Origin of the sequence: Myroides sp. ZB35 (assembly GCF_001865835.1) — a bacterium.
Taxonomy (GTDB): domain Bacteria; phylum Bacteroidota; class Bacteroidia; order Flavobacteriales; family Flavobacteriaceae; genus Flavobacterium; species Flavobacterium odoratimimum.
Genome location: NZ_CP017769.1, coordinates 2718222 through 2733707, shown reverse-complemented (window position 1 = coordinate 2733707; position 15486 = coordinate 2718222). Strand labels below are relative to the sequence as shown.

Here is a 15486-nt window from a genome sequence, read left to right as displayed (position 1 = left end):
ACTAATACTCGGATTTTTTTATTTACAAAAATTGGAATAATAATTGTTTAAAAAACGAGGGAGTTTTTTCATTCATCAAAGCTTATCCACCCTTAGTCAAATAAATGAGTATAATCACATAATAAAACTGTATTTCGCATAGTATTAATAATAGACCTTCTAAAATTGATTGTAATTTAACTATGATAAATAAATTTCTTTCTAAGCCGAAACGACTATTCTTTGTCGTTTTTTGGACTACCCTTACTTTCTCAGTTTACCCACAGATACTATCGCCACACGATCACAATATTTGGTTACTACCTACTTTGATTGTTATGACATTCACAATAAGTATTTCCCATTTTGTAAGTGATTTTTTACTACCTAAAGCCCTCAAAAAAGGTTCTATAAAGAGCTTTTTACTATTCGCTTTATTCTTTATTATTTTGTTATCTATATTATTAGCTACTTGCTTTACACTATTTCCTTATTTTTTGAGTAGTAGTAATTTATTTGTACAAGATGCACTTCTCAACCCAAGAGATTTATTCTTTAACCAGTTATATAAAACCATTCCATCCGCTATGGCCATTATTACAACTACCTGCGGAATACGCTTCTATGAAGAACACCATCGTATAGAGAAAATAAATACGAAGTTGAAACAAGAACACTTAGAAGCACAGATCAAACTGTTACAAGATCAAATCAATCCTCACTTGATGTTCAATGTATTGAATCATATCTATACCTTAATGCAAAACGATGTAGAACTTGCCTCTACAGTCCTACTTAAGTTCTCAGATATCTTAAGATATCAGTTATATGAATGCAATCATAAGATGGTTCTATTATACAGAGAAATTCAATATCTAAAAGATCTAGTCGCTATAGAACAAATTAGATGGGGAGATGAACTAGATGTGAACTGCAAATGGAATATGACCAATCAAAAGTTAGTAATTGCTCCCTTGCTATTAGTACCTCTTATCGAGAACGCATTTAAACATGTTTCGAGATTACCTCACACAAAAGGATATATAATAATCAACTGTACTGAATCAAATAATACACTACATTTATATATCGAAAACTCTAATAGTATAAAGTATAAACTGCCTAAAAAAGAAGGAGGTATTTGAGAAAACAACATAAAAGAACGCTTACTTATGCAATACCCTGATATGCATACCCTACAGATAGAGCATACAGATGACAAACATATTGTAGAACTAACCATTCAACTAAAAGAAGAAGTATGTCCATAGATAAAAAGAATTCCCCGTTAAAATGCTTAGTAGTTGATGACGAACCCTTAGCTAGAAAAGCAATTATTGACTATATCGCTAAGATTGATTTCTTAACAGTAGAAGACTCATGCGCATCTGCTATTGAAGCACTAGAGCTAATACAAGATACCTCTTATGATTTACTCTTTTTAGACATTAATATGCCTTACCTCACTGGTATTGAGTTCCTAGAATCTATAAAACAGCCTCCTCTTGTTATTTTTACAACGGCTTATTCAGAACATGCTTTAGACGGTTTTAGACTACAAGTAGTTGATTATCTACTTAAGCCTATCTCGTTTAAACGATTCTATCAAGCAACCTTAAAAGCAAAAGAATTATTCGACTTAAGAAATGCAGATCAGAATGAAATGACTAATAGTATTGACTCTACAGTATATGTCAAGCATGAAGATAGTTTCGTAAAAATAGATTGGAAAGATATTATGTACATTGAAGCAATGCAGAACTACCTAAAACTTCATCTAAACCACCGTTGTTTAATCATTCATCAGACCATGATTGCCATAGAAGAATTATTACCTAAAGAACACTTCTACAGAATTCACAAATCCTTCTTGATCAATATCAATCATATCGAATCCATATCTGGTGGTCGAGTATTTATTAAAGAAACAGAACTACCTATCTCTAGAATGAGAAAAGAAGCCTTACTTAATGAAGTAGTATATAAAAACCTACTAAGTAAATAACTCAAAAAAGAACATCAAATATTCCTTGACATACATCCTTCTGTAACCTACACTATGCTAAGAAAAAATCCACATTTGACAGATATCACTTAAATAAATTTGGCGAAATACCAAATTATGGTATTTTTTATACTGATAATTAAATCAATAAGTTATAGCAAAAAATACTTCGATTTTATTGAACGATTATTTCGACAATTTTATTAATTTACAAATTAAAAGTGGAAAATATTCTTCTGCAAGTGAAGTTATAAGAACCGCTCTAAGAATGTTTGAGTATGAAGAAGCTAAAAAAAACTAAATTAATAGAAGAAATCAAAAAAGGAGAGAAATCAGGGTTCTCTTCAGATTTTAACCGTGATACTTTCAAGGAAGACTTACATCAAAAATATGCAACCAAAGAATGAAGTACAAAATCAGTAAACAAACTGAAATTAACTTGGAAAACATTTCACTAAACTCTTTCTTTCCATATCCCTTTAAACAAAAAACGTTTTAAAAGAAGGTCAACGATACCCTTCTTTTAAAACGTTTTTTGTTACTCATCTATAAGCTCCACTTCAGAGACATTCCACCATAGAATGTAGTAGAGAATTTAGGATCAGCTACTTTTTTCTCCTTAAAGATACTCTTGATTTTTCTCTCATTATAAGAGAATGACCTTACTAAAGTACTACCTGCCGTAAACGATAAAGTCATATTATCAGAAAACTTAATCACAGGACGCAGACCAGCTACGATCTGCTGAAATCCTAAAATCTTGGTTTCATTATCCTGTTTGACGATAGCGGTCATTCCTTGAAGGTCAACAGCTGCACTTAATGAAAAGTGATCTGTAAACTTGTATCCCAGCTCAGCGCCTTTAGGGAAAGTCACCTTAACAAAGAAATCACCACTCGTCTCCCAATTCAGATAAATACCTGGTAACACCATAGGTACCCCAAAGCTATTCGTCAATACAGGCCCACCTCCTAGTGAAAAATTAGGTCTAAAATGCTTGATAAAAAATACTGCTCCCTGCCCAAGGATAGCCTCTTTATTTATATTCTCCATATCTGTATACACCCCCACAGACCCCATCAACAATAATGACCACGAATCACTTATCGATCGAAAGTGCTTTACACCTACAGAAGCATTTAATAATTCTGACGGGAACAGCTGTTCTTCATAATCTTTATGATTCATCCTAGCATACCCTCCATAAGCCATCACAGACCATATCCTTGGCTTATCTCGATGGTCCATTTTCATAGAAAGAGGGATTTCTAAAGCAAGTTCTACCTTTTTAAAATCACTTTTTGAATCCGTCTTTAGACTATCTATCGGCCTAATATAATTAGACATAGGGACATAATCTACCTTAAATTCCCCTTGTATCTTACTTTGAGCTTGTACAGTATAAATACTCATAAATACCAAACCTAAAGTCAACAAATGTGTTACTATTCTCATCTATTCTATTTTGGCACAAAAAAACAATACCTCTATTACATGGTAAAAACTATTTGACGACTGACTCGTTACAGGTGATATACATAATGCATGCGACTACTTCTGTAATCCTATGTCAGTGCTTTTTAGACCAATATCATTTCTATACCTTCCCCTCTTTATATCTAAGCACTCTGAACTTTGTCTTAGACAAATACACATTATCAAGTACAAAAAAATCGTGTTTTCTTATGATAAGACCTCTAAAAACTAATAATAAATTACTTTTTAAGCTATTATAGAGCTCTTTTATGTCTATTTACATGTTAATAAAGAGTCTCCTAAAGAGTTAAGCCATAAAATCTTATTATTTTTTTTAGTTACATTAAATTACAATACACTGATAAGCAATACATTAAATTCAAACCACTCAATATAACGTAACATAACCAACACCTTACGACCTCAGTATATATAGCCTATACACGGTATTCCTTGGACAATTCTAGGAGGATACTAGGACTATAACTGGCTAAAAGCCTCTTTTGCCCAAGAATACTCCTTCTATTCTCTTTTTACTATACTTAGATGTCATAATAATGTTGGTAAAAAATGATTATTTAAACAGCGTTATTTAACCAAATATGCCGTTTTCTACTCTTTACACATACATAAATATATTCTCATATAGCCATGGTCGTATACAGCTACTACCTCCAAGAGCTATTTATTTTCGCACAATACTTAAACATTTGTATTCCTGTATTTTATATCTTGTATAAAGAAATAAATCATCCTAAAAACAGCGTTGTTATGGCAGAGATTAAACAAGGAATATTAAGTGAAGTAATAGGAAAAGTAGGGACCATAGTAGGCGTTAGATGGAGAGGTAGAAATATCATCCGTGCTAAGCCTCATAAATCACGTAAAAAAGCAACAGAAGCACAGTTGAGACAATGGGATAAGATGAGCTTAGTCTCTACGTTTACTGCTAAATTCAAGGACTTTGTGAATATGTACTGCCCTACTATTTTTAAAGAAGGCAAATGGATGACAGGTAAAGAACAGATGATTTCCAGATTAATGAAACAAGGAATCGAACTCTACAATGGTGTACAATATATCAATATAGAACAGGTATTACTCTCTATAGGTACACTAGCCCCTGCTGTAATAAAAAAGATCAATCGCCTCAAAACTGGGAAGATTAAGGTACAATGGGATAATACACTAGTCAATGCCCTTACTCTCCATACTGATACCCTTACGATGATGGCGTATAATGAAGAGCTAGATGTATTCATCGATATCCCAAATATAGGTACACGAGCAGACAGGTATGCACACTTCTGCCTACCTGCCTATTGGGATAAAGGTAGGATATACCTATGGAGCATGTGGAAATCAGCAGACAATAGTATCAACAGTACTAGTTGTTTTCACGGAGTTTTAGAACTTGCTGAGCAAGAGGATACAATAGTGGAGAATAACCAACCTATAGCACAACAACCTAGATCTGTTCATACAGACACTCCTAGCACAAAAGAAGATAAACCAATCACCTCATCTTCTACTGTACAAGAAAAGTCTATATCACAAGCAAAACAAGAGATAGAACCAGCTATGCCTATTCATCCTAAAAACGATGTTATACCTCCTATGGAGGAATATCCTCTCGATAAACAAGTAGAACTAGACAATAGCCAAGTCTGTCCTCCTGGCTATATAAGAAAAGTCAGCAAGGAACTGATCAGAAGAATAAGTGATCCCGATAAGTTACTCATTCCAGATACAATGAATGAAGCTTACTCTATTCTAAAGCTATTACTTCCTGATGACGAACAACGAGAATGAACTAATAAATAAGCAATCTGCTTTATAAAACTCCATAAATAATTAAATTTTATGTACATTATACCTGTTTATAATCTATTGGTATACTATTATAATTTACAGTCCTACCCTATACAGACTCTATTTTATTCTGTGTAGTATGACTATCTTTGTGATATACCTACCGTTTGATTATTATTCATAACTTTAAACAATCAAAACAGGTCAACTATGAGTATAGTACTAACAGACATAAAAGAGAACTTAGGAATTATCACCATTAATTCAGAAAAATCACTTAATGCGCTATCACTTGAAATCGTGAGCGAATTAAAAAGGATTTTAGAACAATGGAGAGATGATAGCAATATAAAATGTATTTTTCTACAAGGAGCTGGTGAGAAAGCATTCTGTGCTGGTGGGGACATCCGCCAGGTAAGGAAAGCAATAGAAGACTATAAAACTATAGACCCTACTCAGGTTCCTCCTATCTGTGAAGAATACTTTATTACAGAGTACAGTGTAGATTACTTAATCCATACGTATCCTAAGCCGATAGTTGTCTGGGGAGATGGTATAGTGATGGGAGGAGGTTTAGGATTATTAGCAGGAGCCTCACACCGCATTGTCACAGAGCGCAGTCTACTAGCTATGCCTGAGATTAGTATCGGATTATATCCAGATGTTGGAGCTTCTTATTTTTTAAATAAGATGCCTTCTGCTTATGGATTATACTTAGGGTTAACGGGGACTCGCTTTGATGGAGCCGATGCCTTATTTCTAGGTATTGCAGACTACTTTATACCTTCTACTGTGAAAGATAATGTTCTGAATGAGTTAGTACAGATTAGTAGTAGTGATCAGCTATCAGATAAGCTTAATACCCTATTAGCACAGCGCAGTACTCCTAGTACAGACTTGCCTATATCACAGGCGATGTTACACAAGTCTCTTATAGCAGCATTAGAACCGATACGCTCTGTAGCCGAATTTATCGCTATCGTAGAGCCAGTAGCTAAATCTGATGCATGGGTGGCAGCAGGGTACTCATTCTTTACTAAAGGTTCTCCTACCTCTGTCCACGTTATCTTTAGACAGCTTACAGAGAGTAAACACTACAGCTTAGAAGAAGTCTTTAGATCAGAGCTTAATCTAACGTGTCAGTTTACAGTACATCCAGACTTCTCTGAGGGAGTAAGAGCCCTATTAATAGATAAAGACCAATCCCCTAAATGGACACCTAGTACATTAGAGCAAGTGAGTAACGAATGGATAGAAAGCCACTTCACTCCTCTGTGGTCTACAGAAGAGCATCCTTTTAAAAATATAAAACAAGCATAATCATGACGGAAGAACAAAAATTCATTGCTGAGTCTATTAGTTATCTCATTAAATCTGGTTTTTGGGACAGTGAAGATGTAGAAGAGTTTATTACTGAAGAAATCAATGAGAATGATTTACAAGGTAAAATCAACGAAAAGTGGGTGAAAGAAACTATTCTAAAAGAGGAAAGAGCACTGCTTAAAGCAAGTAAAAATTGGCATGTACCAACCACAACACAAAAGTTAGTAAAAGCTTTTGACCAACTAGTAGATCAACACATCATTGCACTTCATTATGCTGGATATACTATAGATGATGGATACTATGAGGTAGATCAAATAGAAGAACAACTACAGGCAAAAGGAAAAAAGTCTAAAGGTATCTGTTTTTATAACGAACAAGACCTTCAACGTGCTTTTAGAGAAAAAGAACCATATTTGACTCTTGCTTTCCAAGATATGCACTCTGAAAAAGAGGAAGACTCCATCGCAGTAGGTAAAAAAATTGTTCAAACCTTACAAGAAAATGGGTTTAAAACAGAATGGGATGGTACTGCTACACAAAAGATCACTATCTTAAACTTTGCGTGGCAACAAGCTTATAAACCAGAAAATGCCCTATTATTAGATTACGATTCAGTAGCTGAGAAACTTCTTAAAACGATATAACTTTAAAAATGAGTAGTACGATACGTACTACTCATCTTTTTTACATCTTATCCGTAATAGTCAATTCTTACTCCATTAGCTATAGTAGTACACAGTATGAATATAAGTAAATAATGAGAATGTTTTTTAAAAAACATGTTATTTATCATGTTTTCAACCTATTAAACCACTTAAATTTGTTATAAGAAATAAAACAATAAACAAATAGAATAATTATTACACTAGTAATATAGGTATATTCAGAATAGGTTTGACTATGCTATCTCATAAATAATTGATGACAAAATATGAATCAATATTCTCACTAAGAGAAAAAAGTATATCAATAAATTATCTTTAAAATTACCTTTGTGATAGAAGCAAAGCACCCATATAATCACAAAAAAACTGTTTATTTAGACCGACAGGTAACCTTATAACAATTACCTGTACTTAATCCGACAGATCATAGTATGACAGAACTGTATGATAGCGCACAATTATACAACTTCTCTTTCATTCAAATCTAAATAAGAGTTACAGTTCAATTTTTTCACTCTCTATAACTCCCTTATAGAGAGTTTTTTATTTTCCTTAAGCTGTATCCTTAGCCTTTAGTTTACTGATAAAAACTGACGGAGAATCTCCAGTCACTTTTTTGAAAGTGACAGTGAATCTGCTGTGAGAAGCAAAACCACATTGTTCTGCTAAATAACTGATCTTATACTTTAAAAATTTAGGATCTTGTTTTAAGCAAGAGACGATATATCCTATTCTCAGTTCATTGACATAAGTAGCGAAGTCGCATTCTTTATTCTTATTGATTACATAAGATAAGTATCGATGATTAACTCCTATATTCCCTGCGAGTACATTAAGAGAGATGTCTTTATCTAAATATCCCTGCTCTTTCTCGAAGTAGGTTATCTTATGTAGTATATCCTGCTCTTTCTCTTCTGTGATATATCTCTTTTCTTCTGCATTATCTTCTTCATTACCTTGTTCTTCTAGGTCTTCAGCAGACTCCATAAATTGCTTTACTGTTCTTCTTAATCCCCGAACATACTTTAGATAAAAAACACCTGCAGAGGCCACTAAAAAAAGCGCTATGGCATTAAATAGATAAAAGATATTATACAGTTTGTCTTCTGATCTCTCTTCTGATCTAGTATATACCTCATCATTATTTTCTAATAAAACATCTAAATCCTCTATCTGCCCTAAGACTCTAACCTTAGCTCTGTAAATGTTATTATTTAATTCACTTACGACTTGTTCTTTATTTACTGCTAAAGCTACATTTCCCCCACAAAACATAGCTAAAAATAAAGCTAATATGACATTCATTTTTTTACTCTTAATTTAAATACTGTTTATTAAAACAAAACATTCTAACAAATACAGAAGTATTCATATATAAGCATACCAAATGCTATAGGTGATATATAACCTATTCTTAAAAGGGGGAGAAATCAAATACGACTAAACTTATGGGGGGACTTTAATCTACTTGATATTAAAACACTTCGTATTCTTTATGCTTAATTACTATTTACTTTACTTATATTTTTTCAAACTTTTATCTATAGTTGTATGGAAACTAAAATACAAAGTCCTCTTTAAAAACAGTTAAATATTTATATTATTCTCTTTTACACAATCCTGCAAAAATAACTTTTTTCACCTCTAAAACAAAATCTCAGTTCCTTATAATACGTGAAACAAGCCTATTCATTGCCAAAAAACTTCAATTTGTTTTGCGTATAAATACAGATACACCGCCAAATTATTACATTACAAATTCTGCTGCCAATTCCATGCTGTTCTTAACGATTCTTCAATTGTAGTCCTTGCTTGCCACTGGAGTTCCTGTTCTGCTTTAGAGGCATCTGCATAAGCGATTTCGATATCTCCTGCTCTTCTATCACAGATTTTAAAAGGTACTTTTATATTATTTATTTTTTCGAAACTCTTTACAATTTCTAAAACAGAAGTTCCTTTCCCCGTCCCTAAGTTGAATATATCTAAGACTGTGTTTTCACTGCTTAACAACAGCTTTTTAAGTGCAGCGACATGGGCTTTAGCTAAGTCTATTACGTAGATATAATCGCGAATAGCTGTTCCATCTTCTGTCTTGTAATCATCTCCGAATATATTCAAACATTCTCTGACACCTGCTGCTGTCTGTACTACATAAGGAATTAAGTTATTAGGAATTCCCTTTGGCATTTCTCCTAGTAATCCTGATGGATGAGCGCCTATAGGATTAAAATACCTCAACAAAGTTGCTCTCTTCTGCTCTGCCTCAACATAATCACGTATAATCTCTTCTCCCATTTGCTTAGTCCTTCCATAGCACGATTCTGGCATCTTTAGAGGAGTACTTTCACTGATAGGCATGATATCAGCCTGTCCATATACTGTACAAGAAGAACTAAAGATAAAATTAGAGAGATTCTGTCTCTTCATTTCTTTTAGAATGTTCAGTAGTGAACCTATATTATTACCATAATACTCTAAAGGAAATACTTGGCTCTCTCCTACTGATTTATATGCTGCAAAATGAATAATACCATCAAATCTGTGCTTATCAAATAGCTGAGCTACTTGATGACTATCTTTTAAATCTATACAATAATACTCAGGTTCTACCCCTGTAAGCTTCTTAATATTCTGTAAGACATCTTCTTCAGAATTAGATAAGTCATCCACTATCACTACCTCATAATTATTCTCTAATAACTCCACTACCGTATGAGACCCTATATATCCTAGTCCTCCAGTCACTAATATCTTTTTCATGTTCTATTTTATTGTTTTACATCTAAATAATAATCACGATCTATAGTACCATCTACTAGGTCTTCTGCTGTACTTCCCTTATGTAAGCTATACAACTCTTCATAATCTTTAGTATAATGTGCATCTGGCACTACATTTAAGTCAAAAGTGACTTCTATATTCTCTACGGTATCAAAGTTTCCATATAGTGTGACATAATGCTTTACATAGCCTATGTTTTTAGTCGTATCAAACTTTAATACAAGTTTTCCTTCTCCTCCTGCTGGAATATGTTTTAACGAAGCTGTATGGGCAACTATGCAACCACAAGACACTATAATATCTTTTAGAACAAATGGGTTATCTCCTTTATTCACTAAAGGAAATACCATTGTCTTCTCTTCTCCTTGAATAACTGGATAATAATGTCTGTCGTTATCAACAATTTCTAAACTGGTTGTCTCTCCTTCTCCTCCTTTACATCCCACTAATAGTGTAAAGAACAATAGAATGAAGAGTGTATATTTTATTCTACTCATTATATTTTAATTAGTTATTTGTATTTCATCAAGAGCTATAGTCACTCTACTTCCTTCCTTCTTTGTAAAGACAATCTCCATTTTCTCACTTTGATTAAAATCAATATAAGTCGAGAACTCTGCTATACTATCTGTCAGGTGGTAAGAAGCTGAATCAATAGTCTTGACTAACTTACCATCTAGTCGTAACTCTATGAGAGCAGGTGACTCAAACTGATGCTTTTTATGTAATAAAAAGCGTAAACCAAGTGTCTTCACACCTTCTATATGAGCTGTATTAAACTCTACAGACCACTTATTCTCTGGAGATATATACCATCCTAAGTGATAATCTGTTCTAAAGCCTAGCAATCCATTACTTAATAGCGTACTCGAGGTTATCACTTTGCCTGTGCTGTTTTTAACTATTATAGGTTTTAGGAGAAGAAAGCTTTCTTGTCCTTCTTTAGCTACGATTTCTCTCCAACTAGTTAGATAATTGTCTACATTACCTTCTGCTTCTTTATACTTCAGTATTCCTCGTTCTTTAGCTAGATTTAATACCTCTAAACCATTTTTGAGTTCTTGTTTAAAGGTGATTGAATTTCCTTTTACATCAATAGCTCCTAGATGATCAGAGGCACGATAATAAGCTAATTGTAAGCGAGTAAAAGTAAGTGCAGTATATAGTTTATCTAACTTCTTTCTCTCTTCTCCATTTGTAAGTAAAACTTGTTTGGCTAAAGACTGATAGAAAGCAATAAACTCTTGTGGATCTAAGTAGTTATTAAAGTTATCTTCTGGAGAACCATACATATTATATGGTTTATTGGCTTGATTGTAACGCTTCTCTAGGCGGATATAATAAGTGCTGAGCAAATCTCTACTCTTAGGATATACCTTCTTAAAGTAGCTTCTAATTAACTCTTCTACATCTGCATGAATGTCCTTCATCAAAGTGGTAGCTACATAAGTTTGCACATCCGAAAAAGAGGAATAATCATATCCACTAGCATTTAAAAAGATCCCTTGTACACCAAGATTTTTAAAAAACTTTAATTGGTGTTGTAATCCGTAAAGAACTGGTATTGGACTTAGATAGTCGTCAAAATTAGAGCTATAATCCCATAAGAGAACCCTATTGGTCTTCGTACGCCATGTCTTGATATCAGATATAAAACCTTGTACATCCTTCTGAGCTAGGTACTTCTCTTTTAGAGCTACTCCTTTAGGGATATCTATCGTACTTATCATCACTCCTACATTAGGTTCTAAAGTCACCTTAGGCACTGTCTTAGTTGATAAATAAGCTAACATATAGAACTCATACTTCGGAAATCGTCTAGCTAGTTTATTAATCAGATGAGCGACAGACTCTGAAGCCTGAGCAGTAGACTTATTCAAATCAAGACATCCTGCACAGCTACACACAATGGCGTTGTCATTAGGTGCAATCACAAAACGATAATGCTCTGAGCCCTCCACCCCATAACCATAGTTATCAATAATGTATTCTGATAGATAAGCATATAAATCCCCTGAAGTGAAACAGAACTGATCTCTGTTTACTTGTTCATTTACTCTCGCATAGATTATAGATTTAGGCTCAGAAGGAATCGCTTTAGCAATGTTATGCCCCCAAATACCCCAATCTTCTTCCACATTATTATTTCCCAATACACCAGACTGATCTAATAACAAATTCTCTAGGTAATGAGGTTCTCTATAAGTAAAGTCATTTGTACTACACCCTGTGACAAAATCTAATATAGCTGGTGGCAAATCTGCTGTTAGAAAACGAGAATCCTCTTCTGATATCGCTTCTATTAGCTGATATATTACCCATTTTATAGTCTGTCCATCTCTAGCCTTAATACGCAAGCCTTGATGATCATGCTGAATGCAATAATCATGCTCTAGAGTCTCATCCATTGTTATATAAATATGTTTGGCACTATCTTGTTCTTCATTCCCTGTAGCCATTTCTACAATGGGATGAGTAGAAGTACGTCTCATCAGATGCTTGTATAAATAATCTGCCCACAACTTGCTCTCAAACACATCATCTGCATGAATAACGTAATATTCACTGCTCAATTTTTCTGAAGTATTCGCCTTACAGCCATAGATACAGCATAAGACAGATAACAACGAGTATTTAATTATATTAGAAAACCACATTTATTGCAAAATATAGATTGTAAAAATTCTTATACTTCAACTGATTATCCTTGTAGTTATACCAACTTCCCATAATACTACCTGTAACATTCTTGAACAATACTGTTCCGTATCCTGCTTCTACATTGGTATTCAACACATCAAATGTATCATACAGCTGATAATCGATTAACTCAACATCAGGAGATGATCCCACGCCTGCATTAGCCGCTATAAAATGCTTAGGAGACGATAAGAAATACCTTGCATTTACAGATAGATTATACATCCACTTATGATTACTAAAAAAATTGTTTAGCTTCACATTTAGACTGTATTGATCTGTCTGCTTAGTAGCTCCTAGAACTATATTAAACATATTATCACTAGTATTCGATACCTCTTTATCCTTTTGGAATATTCGATACCCTGCTCCTAGTTCTAATTCTACACCGCCTAAAAAGTTAAAGTCTCTGAACACAGATCCATTAATAGAGAACTTAGGGAAGTAAGCATCTGCAAAAGCTATATTAGCATTACTGCTCCACTTATCACTCCAGGTTCTAGCCCAATCAAAATGACCTTGAATACCACGACCTGCTTCTCTAGCGGTATAATTCGTTCCGATAGTATAACTATTCTTTAGCGCATGATAAGTGTAATGAACTGAAGCTATAGAGTGCTTCTTACTAGACTTATCATCAAAGTGACTGCGCAAATACTCTATACCTATCTCATTTCTCAATGATTTATAAGCTAAGAACTGTAAGTGCTTTTTATACTCTTCTAACTCTATAGGTGATGGGTCATAGAAAAGCTGATAAGCATAAGCCTCTGCATATTTCTTTTGCTTTTCTAATACTAATCCTTTAGTATATTTTATAACTCTACTATTAGGTAAGTATGCTAAGGTTTCGTCTAATACGCTTAGAGCCTGATCAGTCTGATTCTCTTTGATCAACTGTAAAGCATACTTTTCACTGATCCCTTCATAAGTGGTAAGTGCTAGCTCATGATAAGGTTGTTGTATTACTTGCGATAATATAGCATTGTAAATAGGACCATAGTCTGTTGCTACGTTTCCTTGATACTCTGCTAACTTCACCTGAAAGAAGACTTCTTCTGGATACACCTCTACTCCTCTTTGTAAATAGGCTTCCATTTCTTCTTCTCTCTTTAACTGATGAGATAAGTTAACTGCATACACAAGTGCTGTTTTATTAGTAGGGTCATGAGCTAGCCAACGTTTAACGTAATATAAGCTTTCGCTATACAAAAAATGTTCATTCTGGTCTTTGACAATAGCTGTACACAACTCCTGATAACCTGGCAAATAAGTTCTTCGTTGATCTAAATCTAAAGCAACAAGCTCTTCTTCATAGGCTGCTAAAGCTTCGTTATACTTATGTAGTTTAAAATATAAATCTGCTTTTTTAAAGCCTAGATGAATAGACTCATTCGCGTTTAGTTCATATTGATTCAATGTATGTAGTGCACTAGTATAGTCTCCCTTCGCTACATAAGCTCTATACAGTCCCATATAACCTAATGAGGTAATCTCCTTATCTGATGACCTTAATAGAATATGCCACCTATCAATAGCATATTCATACTGCTCTTCTAGCATAAAACCTTTAGCTTCTTCTAGTGTAATCTGATAATAAGAATCTTGTACTTCCATATCGCCAGGATAACTAGTATATAGTTGTTTGACTAAAGCTTTTGCTTTTGCTGTATTCCCCATACGAGTATAGACTTGTAGTTCTTTTAGTGCTAACTCTTTAGTAGCTCCTGATGCCTTTTTATACTTATTTAGCTGATACAATGCCTCCTCATATTGCTGCTGAGCAATAAGTTGGTTAAATACATAATTAAAAGCTTCTTCATTACGAGGGGTGCTATTCAATACATTACTATACAAGTCAAAAGGAGCTGTTACCTTAGCGTGTCTAGCTGCCTCTAAGGTGTAGTAATTATATTGTTGTGTCAATTTAGACTGTTGTAAAAATGGCAATAATAGGTCATATCTCTTCTGATCTGATAATACACCTATCTTCTTATTCTGTAGGGTTGTATTATTTGGAAACAAAGTAAGTGCTCTCTCTATTTGAATAAGAGCATTATTCCAATCTGCTGTTTTGATATAAGCATTAATCAGTACTAAATGATACTCTACATTTTTTGGGTCATTCTTAATCAATTCTTTATTTAAAGAAATCGCTTTATCAAAATCTCCTAATGTTTGATTCTTTGCTAACTCTAGTTCTATACTATAAGCATATTCATTCTTTAGATTTTGATCAGACGGATATATCTGATACAATCTCTTTCTCAGTCGATCTGCTTCCACATGATTGCCTTGTAGTTCAAATAAGTGTATTTTTCTCTTCCATAGACTTTTTAAATATGGCTGTACTTCCAATATCTCATTGACATAACATATCGCACTAGAATAGCGCTTCGTCTCTGTTTCTACATTGACTAAAATATGTCTAGCATCTATTTGTCCTGGATCTAATTCGATAGCCTTAACTAACTCATACCTCGCTTTATCATATTGTTTAATATGGTGGTAATACTTTCCTAATAACATGCGCAGATCTGCATCTTTAGGGTCTTCTAGCATCCCTTTATCTACAATCTTCTTACCTGATTCCCATTTATTCTCGTTAAACTCACGATTAGCAAGTAATACATAATCTTCACTCCCTTCTTTAGTTGTCTGTACTTGTGCATAATTATAAGTAGAAACTAACAATACGCTTAACTGTATCAGGTGTCTTTTTATTCTATTCATTTCGTTTAC

The 15486-nt window shown here is 33.7% G+C and carries 13 protein-coding genes; 7 read left to right on the top strand and 6 right to left on the bottom strand.

Annotation, left to right across the window (positions count from 1 at the left end):
* Positions 1-182 precede the first annotated feature (182 nt).
* The 4 genes from BK054_RS12145 (at position 183) to BK054_RS18750 (ending at position 2391) form a co-directional block, all read left to right on the top strand.
* Entirely contained in the window at positions 183-1124 is a 942-nt protein-coding gene (locus BK054_RS12145) for a sensor histidine kinase (RefSeq protein WP_232234270.1), read from the top strand.
* Positions 1125-1240: 116 nt separating this feature from the next.
* Positions 1241-1984: a LytR/AlgR family response regulator transcription factor gene (locus BK054_RS12140; RefSeq protein ID WP_006259221.1), complete on the top strand. Its 744-nt coding sequence runs from the start codon at positions 1241-1243 to the stop codon at positions 1982-1984.
* Positions 1985-2162: 178 nt separating this feature from the next.
* On the top strand, positions 2163-2285 hold the full coding sequence (locus BK054_RS18635) for a type II toxin-antitoxin system ParD family antitoxin (RefSeq protein WP_230456718.1): 123 nt from the start codon (positions 2163-2165) through the stop codon (positions 2283-2285).
* Positions 2263-2391 carry a hypothetical protein gene (locus BK054_RS18750; protein WP_006259222.1) on the top strand — a complete coding sequence of 43 codons (129 nt, stop codon included), beginning with the start codon at positions 2263-2265 and terminating at the stop codon, positions 2389-2391. The genes BK054_RS18635 and BK054_RS18750 overlap by 23 nt, the downstream gene beginning before the upstream one ends.
* Positions 2392-2530: 139 nt before the next feature.
* On the opposite strand, the gene BK054_RS12135 is transcribed toward BK054_RS18750, so the two are convergent.
* Positions 2531-3439 carry a DUF6268 family outer membrane beta-barrel protein gene (locus BK054_RS12135; RefSeq protein WP_006259223.1) on the bottom strand — a complete coding sequence of 303 codons (909 nt, stop codon included), beginning with the start codon at positions 3437-3439 and terminating at the stop codon, positions 2531-2533.
* A 792-nt stretch (positions 3440-4231) separates the two neighbouring features.
* On the opposite strand from BK054_RS12135, the gene BK054_RS12130 reads away from it, so the two are divergent.
* The 3 genes from BK054_RS12130 (at position 4232) to BK054_RS12120 (ending at position 7242) form a co-directional block, all read left to right on the top strand.
* Positions 4232-5272 carry a DUF6266 family protein gene (locus tag BK054_RS12130; protein WP_071307645.1) on the top strand — a complete coding sequence of 347 codons (1041 nt, stop codon included), beginning with the start codon at positions 4232-4234 and terminating at the stop codon, positions 5270-5272.
* A gap of 210 nt (positions 5273-5482) precedes the next feature.
* On the top strand, positions 5483-6592 hold the full coding sequence (locus tag BK054_RS12125; RefSeq protein ID WP_039329243.1) for an enoyl-CoA hydratase/isomerase family protein: 1110 nt from the start codon (positions 5483-5485) through the stop codon (positions 6590-6592).
* A gap of 2 nt (positions 6593-6594) precedes the next feature.
* A complete protein-coding gene (locus tag BK054_RS12120; protein ID WP_039329241.1) occupies positions 6595-7242 on the top strand; it encodes a DUF6891 domain-containing protein in 648 nt (215 codons plus the stop codon).
* Between the two features lie 573 nt (positions 7243-7815).
* Here BK054_RS12120 and BK054_RS12115 read toward each other — a convergent pair.
* The 5 genes from BK054_RS12115 to BK054_RS12095 all read right to left on the bottom strand — a co-directional run bounded on the left by BK054_RS12115 (position 7816) and on the right by BK054_RS12095 (position 15477).
* Positions 7816-8568, bottom strand: coding sequence for a helix-turn-helix domain-containing protein (locus BK054_RS12115; RefSeq protein WP_039329239.1), 753 nt, complete (start codon positions 8566-8568; stop codon positions 7816-7818).
* A gap of 447 nt (positions 8569-9015) precedes the next feature.
* Positions 9016-10023: a UDP-glucose 4-epimerase GalE gene (galE, locus tag BK054_RS12110; protein WP_039329237.1), complete on the bottom strand. Its 1008-nt coding sequence runs from the start codon at positions 10021-10023 to the stop codon at positions 9016-9018.
* 8 nt (positions 10024-10031) lie between these two features.
* Positions 10032-10541, bottom strand: coding sequence for a DUF1573 domain-containing protein (locus BK054_RS12105; protein ID WP_006259229.1), 510 nt, complete (start codon positions 10539-10541; stop codon positions 10032-10034).
* A gap of 6 nt (positions 10542-10547) precedes the next feature.
* Entirely contained in the window at positions 10548-12701 is a 2154-nt protein-coding gene (locus tag BK054_RS12100) for a DUF4838 domain-containing protein (protein WP_071307312.1), read from the bottom strand.
* Positions 12688-15477 (bottom strand): YaiO family outer membrane beta-barrel protein, encoded by a 2790-nt coding sequence (locus BK054_RS12095; protein ID WP_071307311.1) that lies wholly within the window; start codon positions 15475-15477, stop codon positions 12688-12690. The genes BK054_RS12100 and BK054_RS12095 overlap by 14 nt, the downstream gene beginning before the upstream one ends.
* Between the last annotated feature and the right edge of the window lie 9 nt (positions 15478-15486).